General features: G+C 47.7%; 15 protein-coding genes. 1 reads left to right on the plus strand and 14 read right to left on the minus strand.

The features are described 5' to 3' along the window. The 14 genes from GXO76_06100 to GXO76_06165 all read right to left on the minus strand — a co-directional run. Window positions 1-776, minus strand: a 776-nt coding sequence (locus tag GXO76_06100; protein NOY77426.1) for a hypothetical protein, incomplete at its 3' end; no start/stop codon positions are given. Window positions 777-1,170: 394 nt separating this feature from the next. Continuing rightward, complete coding sequence (locus GXO76_06105; GenBank protein ID NOY77427.1) at window positions 1,171-2,517, minus strand: glucose-6-phosphate isomerase; 1,347 nt, start codon at window positions 2,515-2,517, stop codon at window positions 1,171-1,173. A 216-nt stretch (window positions 2,518-2,733) separates the two neighbouring features. After that, a complete protein-coding gene (locus GXO76_06110) occupies window positions 2,734-5,202 on the minus strand; it encodes an ATP-dependent Clp protease ATP-binding subunit (protein ID NOY77428.1) in 2,469 nt (822 codons plus the stop codon). 70 nt (window positions 5,203-5,272) lie between these two features. Further along, window positions 5,273-6,328, minus strand: a complete 1,056-nt coding sequence (locus GXO76_06115; GenBank protein NOY77429.1) for a protein arginine kinase — start codon at window positions 6,326-6,328, stop codon at window positions 5,273-5,275. Window positions 6,329-6,630: 302 nt separating this feature from the next. Next, window positions 6,631-7,098, minus strand: coding sequence for a hypothetical protein (locus GXO76_06120; protein ID NOY77430.1), 468 nt, complete (start codon window positions 7,096-7,098; stop codon window positions 6,631-6,633). A gap of 38 nt (window positions 7,099-7,136) precedes the next feature. Continuing rightward, a complete protein-coding gene (locus GXO76_06125; protein ID NOY77431.1) occupies window positions 7,137-7,790 on the minus strand; it encodes an ABC transporter ATP-binding protein in 654 nt (217 codons plus the stop codon). 118 nt (window positions 7,791-7,908) lie between these two features. After that, window positions 7,909-9,150 carry a lipoprotein-releasing ABC transporter permease subunit gene (locus tag GXO76_06130; GenBank protein ID NOY77432.1) on the minus strand — a complete coding sequence of 414 codons (1,242 nt, stop codon included), beginning with the start codon at window positions 9,148-9,150 and terminating at the stop codon, window positions 7,909-7,911. A 74-nt stretch (window positions 9,151-9,224) separates the two neighbouring features. Beyond that, a complete protein-coding gene (lysS, locus tag GXO76_06135) occupies window positions 9,225-10,709 on the minus strand; it encodes a lysine--tRNA ligase (GenBank protein NOY77433.1) in 1,485 nt (494 codons plus the stop codon). Between the two features lie 206 nt (window positions 10,710-10,915). Continuing rightward, window positions 10,916-12,034: an alanine racemase gene (locus tag GXO76_06140; GenBank protein ID NOY77434.1), complete on the minus strand. Its 1,119-nt coding sequence runs from the start codon at window positions 12,032-12,034 to the stop codon at window positions 10,916-10,918. A 24-nt stretch (window positions 12,035-12,058) separates the two neighbouring features. After that, window positions 12,059-13,178 (minus strand): peptide chain release factor 2 gene (locus tag GXO76_06145; protein NOY77435.1). Its coding sequence is split into 2 segments (ribosomal slippage): window positions 12,059-13,127 and window positions 13,126-13,178, totalling 1,122 coding nucleotides; the frame shifts between segments, so codons are not numbered across the junction. 25 nt (window positions 13,179-13,203) lie between these two features. Continuing rightward, on the minus strand, window positions 13,204-14,823 hold the full coding sequence (locus GXO76_06150; protein NOY77436.1) for a SpoIID/LytB domain-containing protein: 1,620 nt from the start codon (window positions 14,821-14,823) through the stop codon (window positions 13,204-13,206). Window positions 14,824-15,033: 210 nt separating this feature from the next. Then, a complete protein-coding gene (locus tag GXO76_06155; protein NOY77437.1) occupies window positions 15,034-16,059 on the minus strand; it encodes a UPF0164 family protein in 1,026 nt (341 codons plus the stop codon). A gap of 39 nt (window positions 16,060-16,098) precedes the next feature. Then, window positions 16,099-19,149, minus strand: coding sequence for a hypothetical protein (locus tag GXO76_06160; protein ID NOY77438.1), 3,051 nt, complete (start codon window positions 19,147-19,149; stop codon window positions 16,099-16,101). Between the two features lie 136 nt (window positions 19,150-19,285). Continuing rightward, on the minus strand, window positions 19,286-21,925 hold the full coding sequence (locus GXO76_06165) for a TonB-dependent receptor (GenBank protein NOY77439.1): 2,640 nt from the start codon (window positions 21,923-21,925) through the stop codon (window positions 19,286-19,288). A gap of 388 nt (window positions 21,926-22,313) precedes the next feature. On the opposite strand from GXO76_06165, the gene GXO76_06170 reads away from it, so the two are divergent. Next, on the plus strand, window positions 22,314-23,869 hold a 1,556-nt coding region (locus GXO76_06170), incomplete at its 3' end, for a T9SS type A sorting domain-containing protein (GenBank protein NOY77440.1).

The following is a 23,869-nucleotide window of genomic DNA, read 5'->3' on the forward strand; positions in this document are numbered from 1 at the left end:
AATCTTGTAATCGGACGAAGATGGTTTCCATCCCGGTCGCATGACCAGATATTGTAAACACCCGTTTTTCGCTCACTTACAAAATAGATGGTTTTTCCATCGCTGCCCCAGTTCGGCCAAAAGCTATTGGCTTCATCGGCTGTAATTTGAGTGGATTTTAGTGTCTTCGGCTGTACGATCCACAGTTTGGCACTGTTCGCCCCCCGATATCCCTTTCGCCACCAGAAGCGGTTTTCCATTCCCACGGAAAACAGAACCTCTTTTCCATTGGGATTGAATTTGCCCGAATAGGTCCAAACCCAGTAGCGGTCCAGCACCGGAACCGGCATCCCGCCTTTTACCGAAACCTTAAAAAGGCCCGCCATGGACAGGCGGTTTGATTGAAACAGAATCCACCGCCCGTCAGGGCTGAAATCTGTGGCCATATCCGCTGCGGAATTAAACGTCAGCCGCTTCGGAACCCCTCCGGTAGAGGGCATCAGGTACACATCATCCTGCCCCTCACGGTCAGACGTAAACGCCAGCCACTTTCCATCAGGCGACCAGATGGGATGCCCCTCGTAAGCATCGTTGTCCGTCAGGCGAAGCGCCTGGCCCCCGGTAACCGGTACCTTCCAGATGTCACCCAGATACGAGAATGCTATCTGTTTTCCATTTGGAGATAATGCCGGATAACGTGATCCGATGAGAGGTTTTGTTGATCCGGCAAAAAGGGATCCCGCTGTAAATACGATCAGTGCAATAAAGCCAATTGTTGTTGATATTTTTTTAAGCATGGGAAGTCCTCCTTCTTTCAGGTAAGAGGAAAAGTGTGAGTAATATAAGGATTTCTGGTAAAAAAGACAACGAGTTTTTGCGGAAGGGAAAAGATACCTGGACCAAAATGATTTTGGTATTTAAAAAATGGTTCCGTTGGTTTTTTGGAGGGAAAGTAACTCTTTTTGAAAATGGAACACCACCTCTTTTCCCCCCTGACTCCCCCTCCCTGATCTCAGGGAGGGGGACGGAGGGAGGGCCAGAATGGAATGCTTTCTGTATTTTAAGAAAATAAATCCACAAAAAAGCCTGTAGAACCAAAAAAAATCAGTACCATTTTGCTCAACCTAAATCACATAATTTTTCCTGCGTTTTAATTCGGCTTCAATGTCCTTTCGATGGGTCTCAAATCCCTTACGTCCCATCAAGGCGTACGTGGCAATTTTGCCTTCTTCCACGCCGGGGCTGGTTGAAGGGATCGATCTCAAACAGGTAACCGGTATAGGCCGTTGCAATTTCAAGAATCATAAACATTTGACCCACGGTGAATTCATTCACAACCGGAAATTTGAAGGTCACATTCGGCCGTTCATTCCGGGTAAGTGCCAGTTCGGTGGCCTTTTTTTCGGCAGCGATAAGGGCGTTCAGGGTTTGGCCCCCCAAATATCCCGTGGTGCTTTCATCCGGTTTAAAGGAAGGCAGAGTCACCGTTTCCGAAAAGTGTTCCACTTCCAGAAACGCAAACAATTTGTCAAAAGGGCCTTCTACATACAATTGCACCTGTGAATGCTGATCGGTTGCCCCAAGAGCCTTAATGGGGGTGGGGCCCACGAAAACCGGTTCATTTTTCAGGTTGAGCTTCTTCCCCAGGCTTTCCGCCCACAGTTGACGAAACCAATCGGCAACCCGGTACAGTCGGTCAGAGTAAGGCATCATAACCACGGAGCGCTTGCCCTTTTCGTACATCTTATAATTGATTGCCCCAAAAAGGTAGGCCGGATTTTTCCAGAGGTCTTCCGTTCCGCATCTGGACACCGCCCAACCTGCTCCATTGAGAAGATCATCCGCATTCAGACCCGACAAAATGGCCGGGAACAGCCCCACCGGCGTCAGGACGGAGAACCGTCCTCCTACCCCGGGAGGAATGGCAAACGCCTGAATGCCTTCTTCCGTCGCTAATTTTCTCAGGAATCCTTTGACCGGATCGGTAATAAAAACAAGGTGATCTTTGTACCGATCTTTCAGTGCAAGTTTCAATTTTTCTAGAAAAATCATAAACGTGGATATCGTCTCCGCCGTCCCCCCGGATTTCGTTACGATGGTAAAAAGGGTGTCCTCAGGATCAATAATCTCCAGCAGAGCGGCCGTGGTTTCCGGATCAATGTTGTCCAGAAAAAACATCCGGGGAATCTTTCCCCGTTTTTCAGGCGGAAGCAAATTAAAAAAGGGATGGTGCAGCGCCGACTGCACGGCAATGGGGCCGAGTGCCGAGCCTCCGATTCCGATATGAACGTAATTTTTGAATCGTCCCTCAATAGAATGCACGTAAGAGGAAATTTCGTCGACAACCTCCTTTTCAAACGGCAAATTCATAAATGGAAGTTCTTTTCGTTCGCGAAGCCGGTAAAAATTAAAATGAATATCCCGTGTTTTTTCCTGAAGGGCATCGAGGTCGTCCTTTTTAAGCCCATGTTCCGTCCCCACATTTTCAGCCATTACATTTGAAAAATCCAGCCGAATTTCAAATTTTTGTTTGTCCATTTTGTTTCTCCTGACCCTTAGGGTAGTTGCCTACGATTTTCTCGAATTTGGCTAATTAATTTTACCGAACATAAATGTGTACCATTCACGCCATTCACGGACAAAAAATTTATTCAGAAAAAAATCCCGGTGAATAATTTCATCGGGATTTTTACCTATTCCATTCTATTGAAAAAAGATGACCGCGTTTAAAGATTGATTTCGTAAGATCATTTCTTACACTTGTTCGGCCTGATCTGCTTTTTTATTGGCGTCAATGAATTTCCGACCGATTTCCACAAACTCCAGGTGATCGCCCTTCTTACGCACCTGAATTTGACTGCCGTCCTGAAATTTTCCTTTCAGCAGTTCCTCGGCCAGCGGATCTTCCAGATACTTTTGAACGGTGCGTTTTAAGGGCCGCGCCCCATTCACGGGATCAAATCCCTTATCCACTAAGAATTCACGGGCACCATCCGTCAACGTAATTTCGATTTCCCGATCTTCCAGACGGGAAAACACATCTTCCAAAACAATATCCACAATCTTCATCATATCGGATTTGGTCAATTGCCGAAAGACAACAATTTCATCCAGGCGATTTACAAATTCGGGGTTAAAGAGCTTCTGAATTTCATCCATTATTTTGGAACGCATATTCTCGTAATCGGTCTTTTCATCGTGATGGCTGAATCCGATACTGGAGCCCTTTTGAATATTCCGAACCCCGAGATTGGAGGTCATGATCAGAATCGTGTGTCTGAAATCCACCTTTCGCCCCAGGCCATCGGTGACGTGTCCCTCATCCAAAATCTGAAGCAAAATGTTAAAGACATCCGGATGAGCCTTTTCAATTTCATCGAAAAGGACGACTGAATAGGGATGCCGGCGCACCCGTTCGGTGAGCTGACCTCCCTCCTCATACCCAACGTAGCCCGGAGGGGCTCCGGTGAGCCGGGAAACAGAGAACTTTTCCATGAACTCCGACATATCGATTCGAATAAGGGCTTCCTCATCTTCAAAAAGGTATTCTGCCAAAACCTTTGCCAGGTAGGTTTTCCCCACACCGGTAGGCCCCAGAAACATAAACGAACCAATAGGTCGATTGGGATCTTTTAATCCGGCGCGTGTGCGTTGAATCGCCCGGGCCAGGCTCCTCACAACGTCATCCTGACCAATGAGGTGCTTGCGAAGTTCCTTTTCCATTTCCAAAAGGCGTTCGGATTCTGTTTTCGCAACCCGCACAACAGGAATACCGGTCATCATCGAAACGACTTTGGCGATATCTTTCTCCTCCACCGTCGCAATAATTTCGTCTTCCGCTTCCTGCCATTTTCGCTTTTCAGATTCCAGACTCAGATTCAGGCGTTTTTCCTGATCCCGTAATTCAGCGGCTTTCTCAAATTCCTGTGCGCTGATAACCTTCTCTTTTTCCTTACGCACCTCTTTGATTTTCTCTTCCAATTCAACAATTTCTTTGGGGACATGAATATTTGCCAGATGCACCATCGAGCCCGCTTCATCCATCACATCGATCGCCTTATCCGGTAAAAACCGGTCGGTAATGTACCGTTCCGACATTTTTACCGCCTGCCGAAGTGCTTCGTCGGTAAAATGTACCCGGTGGTGCTTTTCGTACCGTTCCCGCAATCCCATCAGTATTTCAATGGTTTGATCTACAGACGGGGGATCGACCATAATTTTCTGAAACCGGCGTTCCAGTGCCCCGTCTTTTTCGATGTACTGGCGATACTCATCCAGTGTGGTTGCCCCGATACACTGAAGTTCTCCCCGAGCCAAAGCGGGTTTAAACATGTTGGATGCATCCAGCGAGCCAGACGCTCCGCCGGCACCCACAATGGTGTGTAATTCATCAATAAAAAGAATGACATCCCGGGACTTGGCCAATTCCGTTAAAATGGCCTTGATCCGCTCCTCAAATTGTCCTCTGTATTTTGTTCCCGCCACGATGGCTCCCAAATCCAGCGTAACCACCCGCTTGTTGTGAAGCACCCGGGGAACCTTTCGTTCGATAATTCGCAAAGCCAATCCTTCTGCAATGGCCGTTTTGCCAACCCCCGGTTCTCCAATGAGCACGGGGTTGTTTTTCTTGCGTCGACTGAGAATCTGAGCCACCCGCTGAATCTCTTCATCCCGCCCGATAATGGGGTCCAATTCCCCCTTTCGGGCCAATTCCGTCAAATCTCGTCCAAAATGGTCGAGCGCGGGTGTTTTTGATTTTTTATATCCTTCCTCCCGCATGGTTGGTGTTCCTTTAATAATATTATCCAACTCCTCCCGTATGGCTTCATAATTTACGCCAAAGCTCATAAGTATTTGCGCCGCAACCCCATCTCTTTCTTTGGAAAGGGCCAGAAGCAGGTGCTCCGTTCCAATAATATCCGATTTATACCGCTCCGCTTCCACGTACGACATTTTCAGTACTTTTTCGGCGCGTTTTGTAAAGGGGATATTCCCCATGGTTACCGTTTCGCCGGAAGATTTAACCGTTTCTTCAATCGCCTTTTTGAGTTCATCCAAATCTATTCCTAAATTTTTCAAGATCTCAGCAGCAATTCCTTCTCCTTCTCGTAAGAGCCCCAGGAGAAGGTGTTCGGTCCCGATGTAATCGTGCCCTAAACGAATGGCTTCCTCACGGGAAAATTGAATAACCATTTGCACGCGACTTGAAAAATTATTTCTCATCATTTAACCATCTCCGAATCTTGGTTTCGTTCGTCTTCCCCCAATTGAATCACTTCTTATTTTTTAAATTTTAGAGATTAAGCTTATTTCTAACAAATTCTGCCCGGTAGACATCTCGTTCCAAAGGCGCCAAAGCCCTTCCGGCCAAACGCTGGATGTGTGCGGGCTGAGTTTGCACCAATAAATTGTTTACGGTTTGATGATCGATTTCAGGAAGCAATCCGCTTACTATCCCCAACTTTATGGAAGCAAACAACTCAATAAATTCCAATGAGCTTATGAGTCTCGCCCGTTCAATCACGCCAAGTGCCCGAAACACACGATCTTCAAGATGAATGCGGTCCTCCTCAATTAGTTCCAGGCGGGCCAGTCGTTCCTGCCTGATAATCTCCCTGACAACTTCCTCAATATCCTCAAGAATTCGCCATTCTGTCCAGCCAAGCGTAAATTGATTGGAAATCTGATAAATATTCCCGACTACGTCGGAACCTTCGCCATAAAATCCACGGACAATCAACCCCGAAGGCGGCTTTTTCTTCAAAACCTCCTCCAGACGTTCGGTCAGAGAGAGCGCCGGAAGCTGCACAAACAGAGACACCCGAAGGCCCGTACCCGTATTTGTGGGGCACGCCGTCAGAAATCCAAACTCCTCGGAGAACGCATAATCAACCACATGGCTCATTTGCCGGTCGATCTGCTCGATCATGGCCCATAGCCGCTCGGGTTGAAAACCGGAATCCAGTGCCTGCAGCCGCAGATGATCCTCTTCATTGATCATGACACTAAAATGGCCGGATTCCTCTAAAATAAGACCCTCCGGTATGCTTTTCTCCACAAATTCGGGGCTTATAATCCGCCGTTCCGCAAGAATGTACTGTTCAGCGCCGGATAATTGTCCCATGTCGAAGAACAGGGCTTGATTCAGAAATTCAACGCTTGGATACGCCTCTTTCACCCGATTTAACACGCCTTCCAGCATCTCCGGCTTTGCGTGGTTCGGAAAAGGGACATGTCCCAAATTTCTCGCTAATCGAATACGCGAAGAAAGTACAACATCGGAATCAGGTGCATTACAGTCTAACCAGGGAGGCGATTCGTAAACCAGTGTGTCAAAATCCAGCGTCATTTCTGATAGCCTTCACTTTTTACAGTTTAAATTTACTCGAAAAAAGAGGCTTTTGCAAATAAAATTTGATTGAAATATGTCGGTGAAGAAAAACACTCCCTTTCAACCATTATCGGTTAAATAGAGGAAAATATGAACCCTTTTGGGAGGGCTTGTATGGGATATTACACAAAAATCCCGATTTCGTTTTGGAAGGGGTTAAATTATTCGTCCGCAGATCAATAGATTCTGACGAGCCGTAATTTGGGGCTGATAACAGATTGTCCCGGTTCTGAAAGAAAACGCCTCAGTTCCGGGATGAATTAGTCCTGTTTGACGTTTCCCTGAAGTTCCCGAATTTGGTCCCGCAGGCGGGCCGCCTTTTCAAACGCCTCCTCAGCAACGGCCTTTTTCAACTCTTCTTGCAATCGTTCCAGATTTTGCACGACCGGTGTTTTCTGGCCCGAAGGACGACTTCCCATGTGGTGTGTGTTTCCGTGGATTTGCTTCAGCACTCGTTCCAATTGTACCCGAAAAGCTTCATAACACCGATCGCACCCCAGAAGCCCGGTCCGCTTAAAATCATCCCAGGTTGTACCACAATGAGGACATTTTAGAGAAACCGAATGTCGGACAGGCGGAGCGGCTTCTTCCTTAAAAACATCAACCATCAAGCTTTGAAAAAGCTCGGGCAACTGCTTGACGGTTTTTTGAAGCCCCAGCGAAAGGGCACATTTCTCACACAAATAAAGTTCTTTCTCTTTCCCGTTAATGACCTCTGTGATTTTCACAGTGGCATTGTTTTTAAAACATTTTTGGCACAACATTTTTAATCCCGTCGATTTTGGGACGTTTCGTTTTTAATACGACCGTCGAACAACTCAATAACCCGATCCGCCATTTGAGCCAGTTCCTGATTGTGTGTCACAATAACAATGGTTTGATTTTTTTCGCGACTCAACTTGTATAAAAGCTCGTGAAGCGACCGACTGGATTCCAAATCCAGATTTCCGGACGGTTCATCTGTCAAAAGGATCATGGGATCGTTCATTAAGGCCCGGGCAACCGCCACGCGCTGCTGTTCCCCGCCGGAAAGTTCGTTGGGTTTGTGTTCCAACCGTTCCCCCAATCCCACATCTCGCAGCAGTTTCTCTGCTTTCTTATAAACCTCACTCCGGGGTTTGTTCCCGATTAATCCCGGCATGGCTACATTTTCAAGAGCCGTAAATTCAGGAAGCAAATAGTGAAATTGGAAGACGAAGCCAATCGTCTGATTCCTGAATCTGGCCAGCGCCGTGTCATCCAGTTCAAAAACAGAGGTTGAATTGATCACAACCTTTCCGCTGGTAGGGCGATCGAGTCCTCCCATGATGTGGAGCAGCGTGCTTTTCCCCACACCGGAAGGCCCGATAATAACCAGAATTTCGCCATGTCTGATTTTCAGATCAATTCCTTTTAAGACATGGATGATGCTGGCCCCCATTTTATAATCTTTGGTGATCGATTTTGCCGAAAGAATGATGTCGTTCAAGATAAGATCCCTGCCATTGATTTCCAATTCAAAAGCCCACAGTCCCTGCTTAAACAAAAAGTTATCTCAATTATTCGTATCGAATAGCCTGAACGGGATCGAGTTTTGAGGCTTTCTTGGACGGATAAAGCGTCGCCAGAAAGCTGAGCAAAATGGCTGCAGTCCCAATCATAATAAAGTCCGTCGGCTTCATGTAGATCGGCAATTTATTAATAAAGTAGACATCCGGCGGAAGCGAAAAGAACCGGTACGTCTCCTGTGCCCAACACAGGGCGTAGCCAATGGCGCTTCCCAGGATCGTCCCGATCACACCGACCACGAGGCCTTCGTAAACAAAAATCCGCATAATGCTGTCCGACGTGGCCCCCATAGATTTTAAAATGCCAATTTCCCGTGTTTTCTCCATCACCAGCATAATCAATGAGCTGATAATGTTAAATGCGGCCACCATGATAATCAGGCTTAATACAATAAACATGGCCCATTTTTCAATCTGCATCCATGAAAAAAGGGTTTTGTGCATATCGAACCAGGTAAGTGTGTAGAAGGGATAACCCAGCATTTGGTCGATTTTTTTGGCCACACGGCTGGCCTGGTACATGTCATCCAGCTTAATTTCAATCCCGGAAACCTTGTTGCCCATTTGAAACAATTGCTGGGCCGATTTAATTGAAATGTAGCCGTAGGAATCGTCGTATTCAAACATGCCGCTTTCGAAGATGCCCGCCAACCGAAACTGTTTGACACTGGGGGGTGAAAACACGGAGGTCGTCATGCTGGGGCTGATGACGGTGATTTTGTCGCCAATAACGAGGGCTTCGAGACGATCAGAAAGACTTCGGCCGAGTACAATTCCGGGAAGCGGTTTGCTCCCTTCCGGCCCGGGAACCAATCCCAGATTCAGGGTACCGTATATCATATTTTTCCCCAAATCCGACACACTCTTTATCCGATTCTGATCGGTACCCTTGATGAAAAGTCCCTCCACATTTTTGCCGGACTTGATCAGCGCCTTGCCCAAAATGTAGGGTGATGCCCCAACCACATGATCCAGAGAAGAAACCTTTTTCAGAACATCCTGCCAATCCGAAATACCCTGATCGTGAAAGGTGCGAATCCGGATGTGGGCATCAAACCCAATAATCCGGGAACGGACTTCTTTCTCAAAACCGTTCATAACCGAAAGAACAATAATTAAAGCCGCCACACCGATGGTAACGCCGATAATTGAAAAATAGGTAATTAACGAAATAAATCCTGTTTTCCGCTTCGCTTTCAGATAGCGTCTGGCAATAAAAAACTCGTAGGACACCGGTAACTTCCTCTCAACTCGAAAATGATAACATTACGAACGGGAAATCCTTTATTCGCAAGTTCGCGGCTTTTTTAGTCATCTATTTTTAGCTGCTCCGGCCGCATTTGAGGAAACAGCAAAACGTCCCGAATGGAGGGCGAGTCCGTCAGAATCATCACCAAACGATCAATCCCGATTCCAAGGCCGGCCGTTGGCGGCATTCCGTATTCCAGGGCACGGAGAAAATCTTCGTCGAGAACCTGGGCTTCATCATCGCCTGCGCTTCGCAATTTCATCTGAGCCTCAAAACGCTGCCGCTGGTCGATCGGATCGTTTAATTCCGAAAAGGCATTCCCCACCTCTTTCCCCGCAATGTAGGGTTCAAACCGCTCCACCAGATTGGGGTCATCCCGGTGTTTTTTAGCCAAAGGAGAAATTTCGATGGGGAAATCCGTAATGAATGTGGGCTGAATGAGCTTGGGCTCCACAAATTCTCCGAAAATCTCATCAATTATCTTTCCTTTGTTGGGAAGCGACTCCACATCAATCGAAAGTTTTTTTCCGATTTCCCGCACGTCTTCTTCTGACTTCCCGTACAGATTAAAACCGGTTTCCGCCTCAATGGCATCAAACATTCGGATGCGTTTCCAGGGAGGTGTTAAATCGATTTCATTTCCCTGGTACACGATTTTTTTCGATCCCGTGGTCTTTTCGGCAATCAGGCTGATCATTTCCTCCACCAACCCCATCATAAAATAGTAGTCTTCGTACGCCACATAGAGCTCCATTTGCGTGAATTCGGGATTGTGGAACCGATCCATTCCCTCATTTCGAAAATCTTTTGAAAATTCAAAGACGCCGTCAAAACCACCCACAATCAGGCGCTTCAAGTAGAGTTCATTCGAAATTCTCAAATAGAGTGTCATGTCCAGGGTGTTGTGGTGCGTGACAAACGGCCGTGCAAATGCCCCGCCGTAAATCGGCTGCAAAATGGGGGTTTCAACCTCCAGGTAACCCTTTTCTTCCAGATAGCGACGCATGGTTGAAATAATTTTGGAGCGTTTTACAAAAACCTCCCGCACCTCGGGATTGACCACCAAATCCACATAGCGCTGGCGGTACCGCAGTTCTTTATCCGCAAATTGATCGTAGACAATCTTCTTCCCATCTTCCACCTTTTCCTTTACAATCGGCAGCGGTCGGAGCGTTTTCGAAAGCAGTTCAAACTGCTTGACCACAATTGTAATTTCGCCGGTACGGGTTTTAAAGACCTCCCCGGTCACGCCGATCCAATCGCCAATATCTAAGAGCTTGAAGACCTTGTACGATTCTTCACCCACATTGTCAAGACGAACGTAAATTTGAATCCGGCCTCTGGAATCCATGAGGTGAGCAAAACTGGCTTTTCCCATTCGGCGCAGCGCCATAAGGCGACCCGCCAGTGAAACGGTTTGGCCTTCCAGTTTCTCGAAATTTTGAATGACCTCGGTTGAAAAATGGGTCCGTTCAAATTTATAGGGATAGGGGTTTACCCCCATTTTTTGCAATTCTTCAATCTTCTGCCGCCGAATCTTCATCAGCTCGTTCAGTTCCTCTTGCCACGTCTGTTCCACAAGTTTCTCCTTCAGTCCGATCTGTCCTTCTCAATTTCCTTTACAAATTGCGCAAAATCTGTTCACGGTATTTTAGTTCAATTAAACATCCGCACGTCTGTAATAGTTTCATAAAATTTATTTGCATGTGGCCTGCGATTTCCTGAGGCACCAACAAGACACCCTTGTTTCTATCTCTGGCCATTCACGTAAACCCGCGGGACGCGCCGGGATACCCAGCACGTAACCTCATAGGGAATCGTATTTAATTTTCGGCAAATATCGTATACGGACACGTCACCCTGTTCCGTTTTTCCGAAAAGAACCACCTCATCGCCAACCTTTACAGAAGCGCCCGGACCGACGTCGATCAGAATTTGATCCATGCACACCCGCCCGGCAACCGGGTAGGTCTGTCCGTTAATGATTACGTTCCCCTGATTGGTCAGCAGGCGATTGTATCCGTCTGCGTAGCCCACCGGGATGGTGGCAATGGTTGTTTTCTGCGGCGCCGTGTACTGTCTCCCGTAGCTGACGGTGGTCCCTTTTTCAACCTCCTTTACGTGAAGAACCTTTGAAAGAAAGGCCATCGCCGGTTTAAGCGCGATGCTCTCGGTCGTTTCAAACGACGGATAATAGCCGTACATCATAATTCCCGGGCGAACCATATCAAAAAAGGCGTCGGGCATATCCAGAATGGCACCGCTGTTTGCCGCATGTTTGATCGGAATCTTGAATCCCAGGGACTCAATATTCTTGAGCGCAACCTTAAATCGGTGCAGCTGCAAATTGGCAAAACTTTTATCCTTTTCATCGGATGTTGCGAAATGCGTGTACACTCCCACAATCTGAATATCCGGGATTTGGAGGATTCCCCGGACAAACGAGGCCGCTTCTTCCCAGGGCACCCCCACACGCCCCATCCCCGTGTCAATTTTAATGTGTACGCGGGCGGGTTTCCGGAACAATTTTGCCGCCCTTTCGAGGGCCCTCGCATTTTCCGTTGAATAGAGGGTTGCATCCAAATCATACCGCACAAAAAATTCAGCCTGATCGGGAAAAAATCCCCCAAAAACAAGCGTGGGGTCGCTGATGCCGGTTTCCCGAAGTTCGATGCCTTCTTCCACCAGCGCCACAGCCAGATAATCGGCTCCGGTATCCAGAGCCGTACGCGCGACTTCCGCCATGCCGTGTCCGTAGGCATTTGCCTTTACGACGGCCATAACCCCCGCCGGTTTCACTCTTTCGATCACCCGGCTCAGATTGTATCGAATCGCACCCAAATCCACGACTGCCACTGTCGGACGCATCTTCACTACCGCCTTCTTAACTATTTAGGATGATTTCGCTTGTGCCGAAACAGTCTGATTCAACAAAAAAGCCCGTATAAACCGATCGATATCCCCGTCCATAACCGCCTGCGTGTTGCCCGTTTCCACTCCCGTACGGTGATCTTTTACCATATTATAGGGATGAAAAACGTACGAACGAATCTGACTGCCCCAGGCAATGTCTTTTTTCCCCTTCTCGATTTCCGTTCGTTTTTCGGCTTCATCTTCCATTTTTTTCTGATACAGGCGCGACCGAAGAATCTTCATGGCGCTTTCGCGGTTCATGTGCTGGGAACGCTCCGTCTGGCACTGCACCACAATTCCCGTAGGAATGTGCGTAATGCGCACCGCCGAGTCCGTCTTATTCACGTGCTGTCCGCCTGCTCCGCTGGCACGGTAGGTATCGATCCGCAAATCCTTCGGGTTGATTTCAATCTCCACATCGCTTTCAATTTCGGGGTACACAAAAACCGAGGCAAAGGATGTGTGGCGGCGGTGATTGGCATCAAACGGGGACAACCGTACCAGCCGGTGCACCCCCGCTTCGGCTTTCAGATAACCGTAGGCATAGTCCCCTTTCACCTCCAGAACCGCACTCTTGATGCCGGCTTCTTCGCCCGGAAGCAAATCCAGCGTGTGGTAAGAGAACCCGCGGCGCTCGATCCAGCGCGTGTACATTCGAAGCAGCATCTGCGCCCAGTCCTGGGCTTCTGTTCCGCCGGCTCCGGCATGAATGGTCAGAATGGCGTTTTTGGGATCGTCAATCCCTCCGAGGATACTTTTCAGCTCCAGTTCTTCGACCTGTTCCTTAAACGTCTTTAATTCCGATTGAAATTCCGCCTCCAGCTCTTTGTCTCCGGATTCTTGCGCCAAATCCAAAAGAACCTGAAGATTTTCCTGCTGCTCTTTGAGTCGATTCCACCCCTCCACGACAGATTTTAGACGGCTGATCTCCTGATTAATTTTTTGAGCTCTCTGCGTGTCGTTCCAGAAATCCGGTGCAGCGGATTGCTCCTGAAGCTGATCTATTTTCAGTTTCAGTTGATCGACGTCAAAGAAAACTCCGTAGATGTTCGAGCTTGCGGCTGAGTTCCTGAAATGTTTCTCTTAAGTCCATATCCATTCTCAAAAACCTCCAAAATTTGAACCTATGTTAACGGTAATTTTTCCAGTTGAATACCTTCTCCAAAATAATGCCGGATGATTTCTTCCGGCGTCTGGCCGGAATGAGCCTTGGCAATAGCACCCAACTGGCACATCCCTACGCCGTCTCCGGAACCTGCGCCGATAAAATTGAAAATGGTCGGAATACCGTGCTCATCCATTTCGGCACGAACGATGAAACAGCTGCTGGGTAATTGTGTTTGCGAAAAGGCCTGACGAATGGTCAGGTCGCCGACCAATTTCACATTTTGCCTGCTTCCCAGGATTTCTACCTCTACCAGCCGACCCGACTCCCCCCGCTTGAGGGGGACAATATCGTACAGCGTGCCAATATCTTCTTCCGTTTTTTGTGAGATGATTTCCTCAAGCTCCTGGCGGGTATATTCGGTTTCCCAGCGAAAATATTGGCGAAAGTTTTGAAAATCCTCCACATCTTTCATCTCGGAAAAATTGCAATGAACCGCCGGTTGACTGTTAATCCAAATCTCGATAGCTTCCTCATTATTCAGATTTTCCGGCATCTCATCAGGGGGTTCGTGGCCGTTTGTATCGAATAAGCTGACCAAATAGGGTTTGGGTTCAAAGTCTCCCACATTTTCAAGGGATTCCGTGTGGCCTCCGCACACCAGATGCGAGGGCGTATTGCAAATCTCCTCTCCGCACGTTAACACCAGGCCTTTCGTTTTCTTCATCACATCCATCACACGCCTGGGCCAGGGCTGCAAACCGGACAGATAAAAACAGTGGTCGGTGCTGCAGAATTGATAGGCTTCGCCCTTGTGCAATCGCCCCCAATTGGCAGCCACCCAGCTTCTCAACGTGATGGAAAGGGTTTCCATGTAGGAATCAGGGTAATTTTCCTGATATTGAGCTGTAAGCAATCCCCCAACATAGGCTTCAATATCCATCTCCGCCACGCATTGCAGCTTGCCCTTGTCGTTGATCCGGAATTGGATATCATATAAATTGGGGAATTCCATGCTGTCCTTTTTATTCCGAACATTCAGAAGAGAAATGGTGCTGCTGCGCTCTCGGGGTGTCAGTTTGATCGGCCCGCCGCACTTTGTAGATTTACTGTAATTTACATCAAACATTTCCATAACACCCCTGGCTTCCCGGGCCCGGTACTTAAAAATAGTCGATTGCTGAAAATCAAATAATTGGCGCTGGACCTTTCTGGCCTCCCGGATCGCTGAAAATCCGTCCAGGTACACGCGATAGGTGGAATTCCTGATTTTTCGATTATCACCAAACAACCACTGATAACCAAAGGTTTGAATTTTGGGATGAAAGCCCTTTTTTTGCAGCTTTCGTGCAAGTGTTTCCGCAGATTTTTTATCATAATATTCGTGGACGGAAATACCGTATCCAAATTTAGTGGGGGCCGAGGCCTCTACCGCAACCCGCCAGCGAGCCTCTCCGGTAAGGCTGTCGAATACGCACTTTCCATTCAAATCTTCAACGGTAAAATGCCCCGACAGACGAAAATCAATTTGTTCAACATCATCAAAAACATTTACTTTAATAAAGGGAAATCGATAAAAGGTCGGCACGTCCTGAATTTCAATTTTATTTGATTGACCATTCGATTTTCGATTATTCATACAAACTCCTTTTTTACGGCATACCGCTCCCGGGGGTGCAGGCCGTGTGCTAAAATATATATTTTTAATAATATTGAATATACAATAAAATTTTATATTTGTCAAGATTTAAGGGGACTTAGGCAGGCAGGATATGTTCAAAATATCACTAAAAAGAAGGCGCCGCTTCAGAGGCGCCTTCTTTGATTTCAGCCTTTTTTAATTTCCGGATTAAAACTCGACGCTAATTGAATACCGGTTTACAGAACTCAGACGTCCATAATCCACATACGCATAATCCAGGCGAATTTTGGCCGCTCCGCCAAACCGGTACTGAAAACCGCCTCCCAGCGTAAGACCGCCTTCCAATTGATCCATTCCGTAACCCCGATATCCGCCGCGCAGAAAGAGCATCTCTTTGAACGCATATTCAAATCCGGTATTCACGAATTCATTGTTATCATTCGGATGAACCGCATCCGCACCCACCGTTAAACGCATCAAACCATTCTTAATGGGATCAAACGCCATCCCCACACGAAACTGGAGGGGAATATCCCACTTTTCCATTTCCAGATGTGCGCGAATCATTTCATTGTTTCCATCAATGGTCGGGTCGATATCTACAAACAGGAGTGCATTCCGACCCGACATCTGCATCTGCGTTCCAAAGTTGGACATCATCATTCCAATGCGCAGATCGTGAAATTGGCTTCGGTAGATGGTGCCAATATCCATTGCCATCGCACTGGACGACATGTTCCAGATTTTTTCTTTAATGTACTTTACGTTCATTCCAAAAGAGAATCGATCCGTAATTTTTCGCGCATACGAGATTCCCAGGGCAATATCGGACGCTCCAAAAAGCTCGCCCGTGCCCTCCGGATCGTGGACGGTACGCACTTTGTCATCCGGAACCGTAAGAGCGGAAAAGAAGCCGCCAAATGTTCCCCATTCCCCCAGAGGCACGGAAAAAGCGGCAAAATCATAATTAATTCCGGCCAGCCAATCCGTGTGGAAAAAAATCGCCTCATTATTCACTAAATTTGCCAGACCCGAGGGATTCCAGTAAATAGCGCTGATATCATCGGCGGTTGCCACAAAGGCTTCACCCATCCCTACAGAGCGTGCACCGATTCCAATCTTGAGAAATTGGGCAGCCGTCGTACCCGATTTAACTGTTTGAGCGGTAGAAAGGGATAATCCCAAAAAGCTGGAAATAATCAATCCCACCAGTATAACAATGAACCGTTTCATCGAAAACCTCCCGGTTTATCACTTATCATTCATAGTTTGCTATTTTATAATTGCAATGCGTCCGATTTTCTCGCCGACCCCCGGCACATCTACATGATAGATGTAGATTCCAAACGAGATGTCCAGGTCATCATCACTCAGTAAATTCCACGGTTCAGAGCCGTCAAACACAGTTCCATGATGTTCAATGGTCTTTACGTGTTCGCCCGTGACGGTGTAAATGCGGATTGTACAATCCTTTGGCAAATGGATAAAATCCACGCGGCGTTCACCGCGTCCGGCGGAGAAAACAAACGCAGGCTTCGGTTCCAGAGCCGAAGCGGCTACATAGGGATTGGGCACCACGGCAATTTTATTCAGGTCTTGTTTTGCTTTGGCCAGATCAATACCTGCCGGATCGACATGAACAATATATTTGTCAATTGACTCCAAAGGTTTGGCAATGGTTAATTTGAAAACATCGCCCTTGGCAGGCGGAATACTTCCTTCTGCCGGGGCCTGAAACGTAAATTGCCAGCTTGGCTTGTTGTTCAGAAAAATAATAACCTGATCGCCCGAGCTCAGCTCGTGATCCTTATCCTTGTCCATAAAGACAAATGGCAGTTTTTCGTTATCCGTTACATTCACAAGTGTGAATTTTGTGGGTTGCGGCTTTACCACCACAGAGGTGTCGATGTATGTGTCGGAGAACCGAATTTCAATATCCCGGGCCAGTCGCACCCCATGCGAACTCATGCTTACATTCACCGTCCAGTTGCACTGGCTGCCTTCCTCCCATTTGGTCAGGCTGTCAATGGGGGTAATAAACGGAATGTCAATAAAACGCCAGACCAACCCGTTTATAAAATGCTTTTGTCCCTTCAAATCGGTGCTGTTTTCCAGCACGGTTTCATTGGACGTGAGATTTTTAATGGTAAAGGTTTTGGGAGACACCGAGTCATTAATGGTAATCTCGTATTTTGTATCGTTTAGTATGGTATAGTCCAGAACATCTACCTTCAGTTGGGCATCGGAAATACCGGATACGTGCTGAACCTCCACTGCCGCCGGAACGTACCCTGCAGCAGGAGCGTTGGGCATAACCGCCACAACATTTGAGGCGCCAATCGCTTTTGGAGTTTCCAGAGGTGCAATGCCCTTTGTGGCGCTCCCGGAATCGTACGCGGTAACGGCATAATAATAGGTAATCCCATTAACCAAATTACTGTCAACATACGTGTGACGCAATCCGGTATCATCACCCATATAAAAGTGAATGCCGTTGGTTCCGATGGGATGCGTTCCTTTAACCCCGTCTTTTCGGTCGAATTGCGCAATGGGGGTGTCGTACACCTTGATGCCCCGGTTATCCGTAATGGGATTCCCCCAGTGGACCTTATCCGTGCTTCTGTAGATGGCATATCCCTCAAAATCGTGGCCAAATAGAATATCCGTCGATTGTTCGGCTTTGTCATCCCAATAGAGTGTCACCTTTCCGTCGCCCGGCACAGCGTGTACGGTGGGAAGATCGGGCGGTTTGGTAAACTGGAAATTCAACCGGTAAATAAAATAGGCCATTTTGGCATTTTGATACAGATCGTTCTTGTTTTGCCCCATAATAATGCCAATGGAGTATTTTTGAATTTCACCCGGCGAAAACGGGAAGTAACCCGATCCAAACAGAAAGATATTGTCGGCGTTCTGCTGAATATTTTCTGCACTAATATTACCGGGTTTCATTAGTTTCCAGATTTTATCATCGTCGGCAGGGATTACAGTTGAGTAGATAGGTGCCGCGAAAGAGGTCAGTCCCATCTGATCGCTCTCGTCCAGATCCGTCTGATCGAAATCCGGTTCGCCGGGATCCGGAACACCGTTTCCTTCGCCTTCATCAAAGGTTCCGGGAATCCCATCGCGTCCCACGTCGTCGGATTTCCCGTCCAGATCACCCAGGTCGTCGATTCGACCGTCGTGGTCGTCGTCAATGCCATTGGTGTAATCCTTCTCCGGGGTGTCCGCTTTGGCTTCTGCATCGGTAGCCTGCCAGTCGCCATCGTCATCTATTCCATTGAACCGACTTTCATCCACCATTCCGTCATGGTCGTTGTCGATGCCGTCCGTACTGTTTCCGGGGCTTTCCAGAAAGATAAAGCCCAGCCAGCCCAATTGATCCCACGGGATACCGAAATCGTTGGACGACCCCACGCGATCCCAGGAAAATACCATGTTCATCTTCTGATCAAAATCCGCATAATCATCCGAAAAATCACCGGGGCCGCCGATATGCGGATCGCCCATCATTCCGACTACCACCTTATCCAGTTTTTTCTCACTCACGTTTTTCACTTCGTACTGGAAGAAGAGAATATCTTCGGCCAATTGCGCGGAGTACTGATAACCGCGAGCCGTTACCTGAATTCCGAGTCCCCTTCGCGAGGAATCCGAAGGAAAGGGATAATAGCCAAATTCGGCATTCCAGCGATCGTCCATCACAAAATAGCTTTCCAGATCTGCCGTTACCTTGCCATTGCCGTATTGGCCCGGCCACATAAGATTTCCCTTGTCGTCTTTTGGAAACAGGGGCCCCCAGGTACTGGGCTTATTGCTCATGGCAATTTGTTCATTGGGCGAGGGAGCGGCGTATCCCGGGAGGGGTTCCCATCCCCACACATTTTCGCCGCCGGTGGGATCGGTGTCGCCGCCGTCGATCATGCCGTCGTCAAAAATGCCAACGGTATCCCCCTGTACGGTGACAACCTGTGCGCCAATCAACGGGCCGAATTCATAACCGTAACCGTGCCCGCTGTAAATCGGCCATTCCAAGGAGGGTTCTGTGTTGGGGCGTCCGATGGAGCCGTAATTGTAAAACAGGGTACGAATTTTATTCCCATCGTGGATGCCAAATTTTCGATCCCTGTGGGCAGTTGGTTTGCTGAGCCGGTGTCCGTCGAAATAATTTTCCCATTTCTGGAACTCTTCCTTCGTCCAGTATTTCATGGGCTTATTCGGTTTTTTAAATTGCGCCGAAACCGGACTTATCAGAAAAAACAACAGAATTGTTGTTACGAGAAAGGGTAAGAGAGGTACATTCACCCGGGTGAAATATTTCATTTCAACCTCCAAAATTGAATACTTATTTTTTATGATCCGATTACTCGTTGGTTTACGTTCAAAATGTCCGATACAAAAATGTCTTTCCCCGTTGGAATCGGCTTTTTCGTTGCCGCGTCACACTTCGTCAGAAAAATCAAAAGCGAATACCCGCTCCCAAAAAGATTTGGCGTGGCTTCGAATACCAGTTCGGACGAAGGGCCCAATCCTTGGTTGTCTTGCCTCCGTAGCGTTCCATCGAATATCCGGCACGTCCGGTGCTGTCCCAGACATAAAGCTCATTTTTTCGGTCGAACACATTGTACACTTTGACGTACAGCTCATAAATCAATCGTGTCCCGCCAAAGTGGATTGTGAAATCCTTGTACGCATTCAAATCAAAATTGATAATGGGGGGTTTTCGGCCGCTATTTTCATCGGCAATACGCACAATTTCGTTGGTCGCCTTGGGCGTGTAGGGATAGCCGCTCTCGATGCGTCCGATCAAACTCAGCCCCCAGCTTCCGGGTTTGGCAATGTTCGTATTAATCCGGAGGGCGTGGGTCTGATCCCAATCCAGAGGCACCACCTTCTTTAGCTGCTCAATGGTTAACCGGTAGTTGCGCCGGGTTCGGGTCGGATCCGACTCATTCCCTTCCGCCACCTGATAGGTGTAATCCACATTCGCTGAAAAGTAGTTTGAGAAGCGCTTATCCAGTGAAATGTTTACGCCTTTCACGTACCCGAAATCACGGTTGATAAAGAGGGCGTAGGAATCGCTGCCGCCAGGCAAAATGTAAATCCGCTGCCCCAAAAGATTTCGAATATCCTTATAATAGGCCTTAATATACAGGGCAACGCCGGGCGAAACTTCCTGTTCGAATCCAACCTCATAACTGACCGTTTTTTCCGGTTTCAGATCGGCATTCCCGATATCACTTTTAATCACACCGGGAAGCACCTCAAAATCCGGATTGTGATAGAGACGATAAAACGGCGGAATCTGGAAAAAGTGCCCGTACGAGAAAAAGAGTTTCCCGCGATCGGTGATCGGATAGGCCAGCGAAAAACGCGGACTGATTTGCGTTTTAACAGAAGCTTTCTTCTTGGGTGAACGCTGCGGGTCCTTCGGGTTGGTCGGAACAACTCCATCGGGATCGAAATAATCATATCGAATCCCGGCGTTAATGACCATATCCTTCATTTCAATTTTATCCTGAACGTAGGCCGACGCCTCCAGAGGCCGGTGAGTATAGGTATTATTATTGGGTCCGCTGCCGTCAATAATATCCCCGGGAATTCCATCATTATTATCGTCGTAGCCGGGGCGGTCAGGTAAAACCACCCAATCATGCTGATAGAGCTTGTGTTTTTTGACATCAAAACCCACTTTAACCTCGTGAATCGAGGTCATCTGGCTGGTCAGATCAAATTTTGCATTAAAGGTCTGTGCATCCCGGTACATTCGGCTATTGTCGGTACCCCCCGTATAGAACTCATAATTGACGTCCTGCCGGCGGTAACCGCTCCAGACATACCTTGGGTCTTTGGGGTTTTTGAAGGCATAGTATTGGTATTTATAGGACAAAAACGATCCGATCAAATTGTAGAATGTGCGGCTCGATAATTGGTGCGTTAATTTTACATTTTCCCGATAGCTGTCCTTGAAATACCACAAACGGCCATCCGGGACGTATTTTCGGGAATGGGAGTATCTTTGCCATTTCCGGGATTCCAAAAGTCCGCTGAGCATCAAACGAATACTGGGTGAAATCCTGAAACTGTATTTTCCCTGGCCGTTAAAAAGCCTGGAAGGATTCATTGGTACAATTGATCCGTCGCCGGTGCGAATGCTGTCAATCCCGTCGGTGGTATTGTGCAGGCGAATACCGTAAAGATAGCCTTTATCATTGAAATAGCGCCCCGACACGAAGAATGTATGGTTTTTGGGGAGAAACGGAACCGGTCCGCCAAAACTAAATTCTCCTTCGGCCGTATTCAGGGGATCAATCTGATCGATATGGTAAAAGGTGTCTTTGTGCCGGGTAACCATGTCACCCGTCTGGCCGGAAAAATTACCGGAATAGGTGGTTTGCCCCCCCTTGGTTACAATATTAATCACCCCGGACAGGGCCTGTCCGTATTCGGCGTTAAAAGACCCCGTAATAACAGACATTTCCTCAATCGCATTTGTAGCAACCTCTACACCCAGCCCGTTATTAAACGGGTTTGTGTTGGCAATACCATCTACAATGTAAGCAATTTCGCCCGATCGGCCGCCACGAATGTGCAGGTTGCCGCCGGCATCCACAGAAACGCCGGCTTTGGTTACCATTAAATCCTTGAAATTTTCAACCGGTGCCACAGCAATATCGTCAGATGTCATGACGGCGGCACTGGCTGTGGCATCCCGCTGAATCATGGGACGCTCGGCAACAATGGTGACTTCTTTTCCCTTAATTACAGTCTGTGAGAGCCTAAAATTGATGGTAGCCGTTAAATCGGCAAACACTTTAACATTGGTAACCTCGCTTGGTGCATACCCGACCATCGTGGCCCGCAGTTTGTACGTGCCCGGGGGAACGTTCAGAATAAAAAAGGTGCCGTTGATATCCGTGGCAGCGCCCATTGTGGTTCCCACAATCAGAATATTCACACCCGGCAGGGCATCACCGGTTCGAGCATCCACCACTTTGCCTTTAATTTTTCCGGTGGTCCCGGCAAAGCCAATGGTGGACCCAAGACCAAAAGTAAACAAAAGAAAGATTACAATTTGATACAGGTACTTTTTTTTCATGGCCTACCTCTTTTGTTTTTTATAAGACTTTATAAAGGAAGGAAAATTTATTGTCTAATATAACTCCGTTTATTGTGGCAAGTCAAGTAAAAAAAATTAAGCATCTTTAATTTTTATCTTGACAATGGATTTTTTTTTCTTTATACTATTGTAAATTTTCTTTATTGACCAACCTGACTTTCGATTTCTAAGTTTTCAATTCTTAATTAGTTCGTGGGGCTGATTCTCAAAATTTACAGTTTTTCCACAAACAACGGTTTTATTCCCCCGAAAATAGAGAACCTTTACACTTTCGCTGGAATTACGAATTGTGGGAAGGAGGTGAAAAGAAAGCTGTTTTGGTAAGATTTGTGTGTGGTTAACCCAATTAAACAAGGAGGTAGGACGTATGAAAAAGTTTGGCGCATTATTTTTTGTAGTCGTATTTGTTTTCTTTATGGCTTCGTTTGGTTACAGCCAGGAATATCTGGGCAATGGATTTACAAAAATAATGGAAATCCTGGAACAACCAAAAACCCAAACGGCCGTTGACTCCGTTATTTTGCCTCAGCGAATTGCCGATTTGGATGAGGTTCATGCCGGTTACGATTTTGACGGTGACGGCAATATGGAATTCTTCTATATTACTGATGAAACCGGCCCGAACTCCGGGCTCGATCATGGAACATCCAATGCAGTTTATCTCTACGAATACAACCCCAATACAGGTAATTTTGACCTGACCTGGAAGTATTCGGCAGGCGAATTCAGCTGGGCTTCCTTTCCAACGGCTTGTGTGGCCGATCTGGACGGCGACGGAAACAAGGAACTGGTGATTGGCGTCCCTTACAGCAGCAATCAGCCCACACCCGATGCCAACCCCGACCGCCTGTTGGTTTTTGAAGGTGAACCCGGCGTGGGTCTGCCTGATACCCCCACGGCCACCTGGAATTTTGACGCTCCGCCTGCCACCAACACTCGTCCGTCAGCCATGGCTGCCGGCGATATTGATGGCGACGGCAAGGACGAACTGGCCGTCGGCTTCCGTAAATGGCCGTCAGCTGCCGGTTCTGCATTAATGATCTGCTCTCTGGATGGTGATTTTGCCGGCATTTTTACCCAGTGGAAAATCGAAGCTATCGACACCACAACCGGCTATGGCTCAGATTATTCGGCCGACATCACCGATGTGGACAATGACGGTCACAAAGAAGCCCTGTTTTCCATTTACAGCGGCGGCGGTCCCCAGGTTTTTTACGAAGCCACCGGCCCCGATACCTATGAAAAACATGTTTTCGATTTCTACCCCTACAAAACCATTCAGGCTGCTTCTCACTTTGATGCCAATAATGACGGAAAAGAAGAAGTGGTCCTGGGACGCACCAATGGCACAGTCGTTCTGGACGTGAACGTGACAGACCTGGCCACTGCCGACAGCACCAACACCCCGGTTGTGGCAACCGTTGAACCCGGTGGAATTCGTGGACTGGCCGCCGGAGACTTCGATAAAGACGGCAATGGCGATATTTTTGTCGGTGGAAATTATGCAGGAAGTGTCTGGAGAATGGAATACAACGGCAGCGGCGATATCGCTGATTCCGCCAGCTACACGTACACCAAGGTCTTTAACACCGATACCGCCCGCGGCGCCCGTATTTACGATATTTCCTTCCCCGGCGATTCGGAAGACCAGCTTGAGGGATATACCTCCAACGACATGAATGGCAACGGAAAACCCGAATTGCTCATCGCGGTTGAAGATGGCGATTCCCTCCAGCCCCGTTTTTACATGCTGGAAGCCGGTGCCGGAAATGCCGTTCACGAGATGCCTGTCAATCTGGTTCAGAACTACACCTTGAATCAAAACTATCCCAATCCGTTCAACCCGACCACGGATATTTCATTCTCCCTGAAAAAAGCCGGTCGCGTGACGATTACCATTTACAACGCATTGGGCAAAAAGGT

This window comes from Calditrichota bacterium (genome assembly GCA_013151735.1).
Taxonomy (GTDB): domain Bacteria; phylum Zhuqueibacterota; class JdFR-76; order JdFR-76; family BMS3Abin05; genus BMS3Abin05.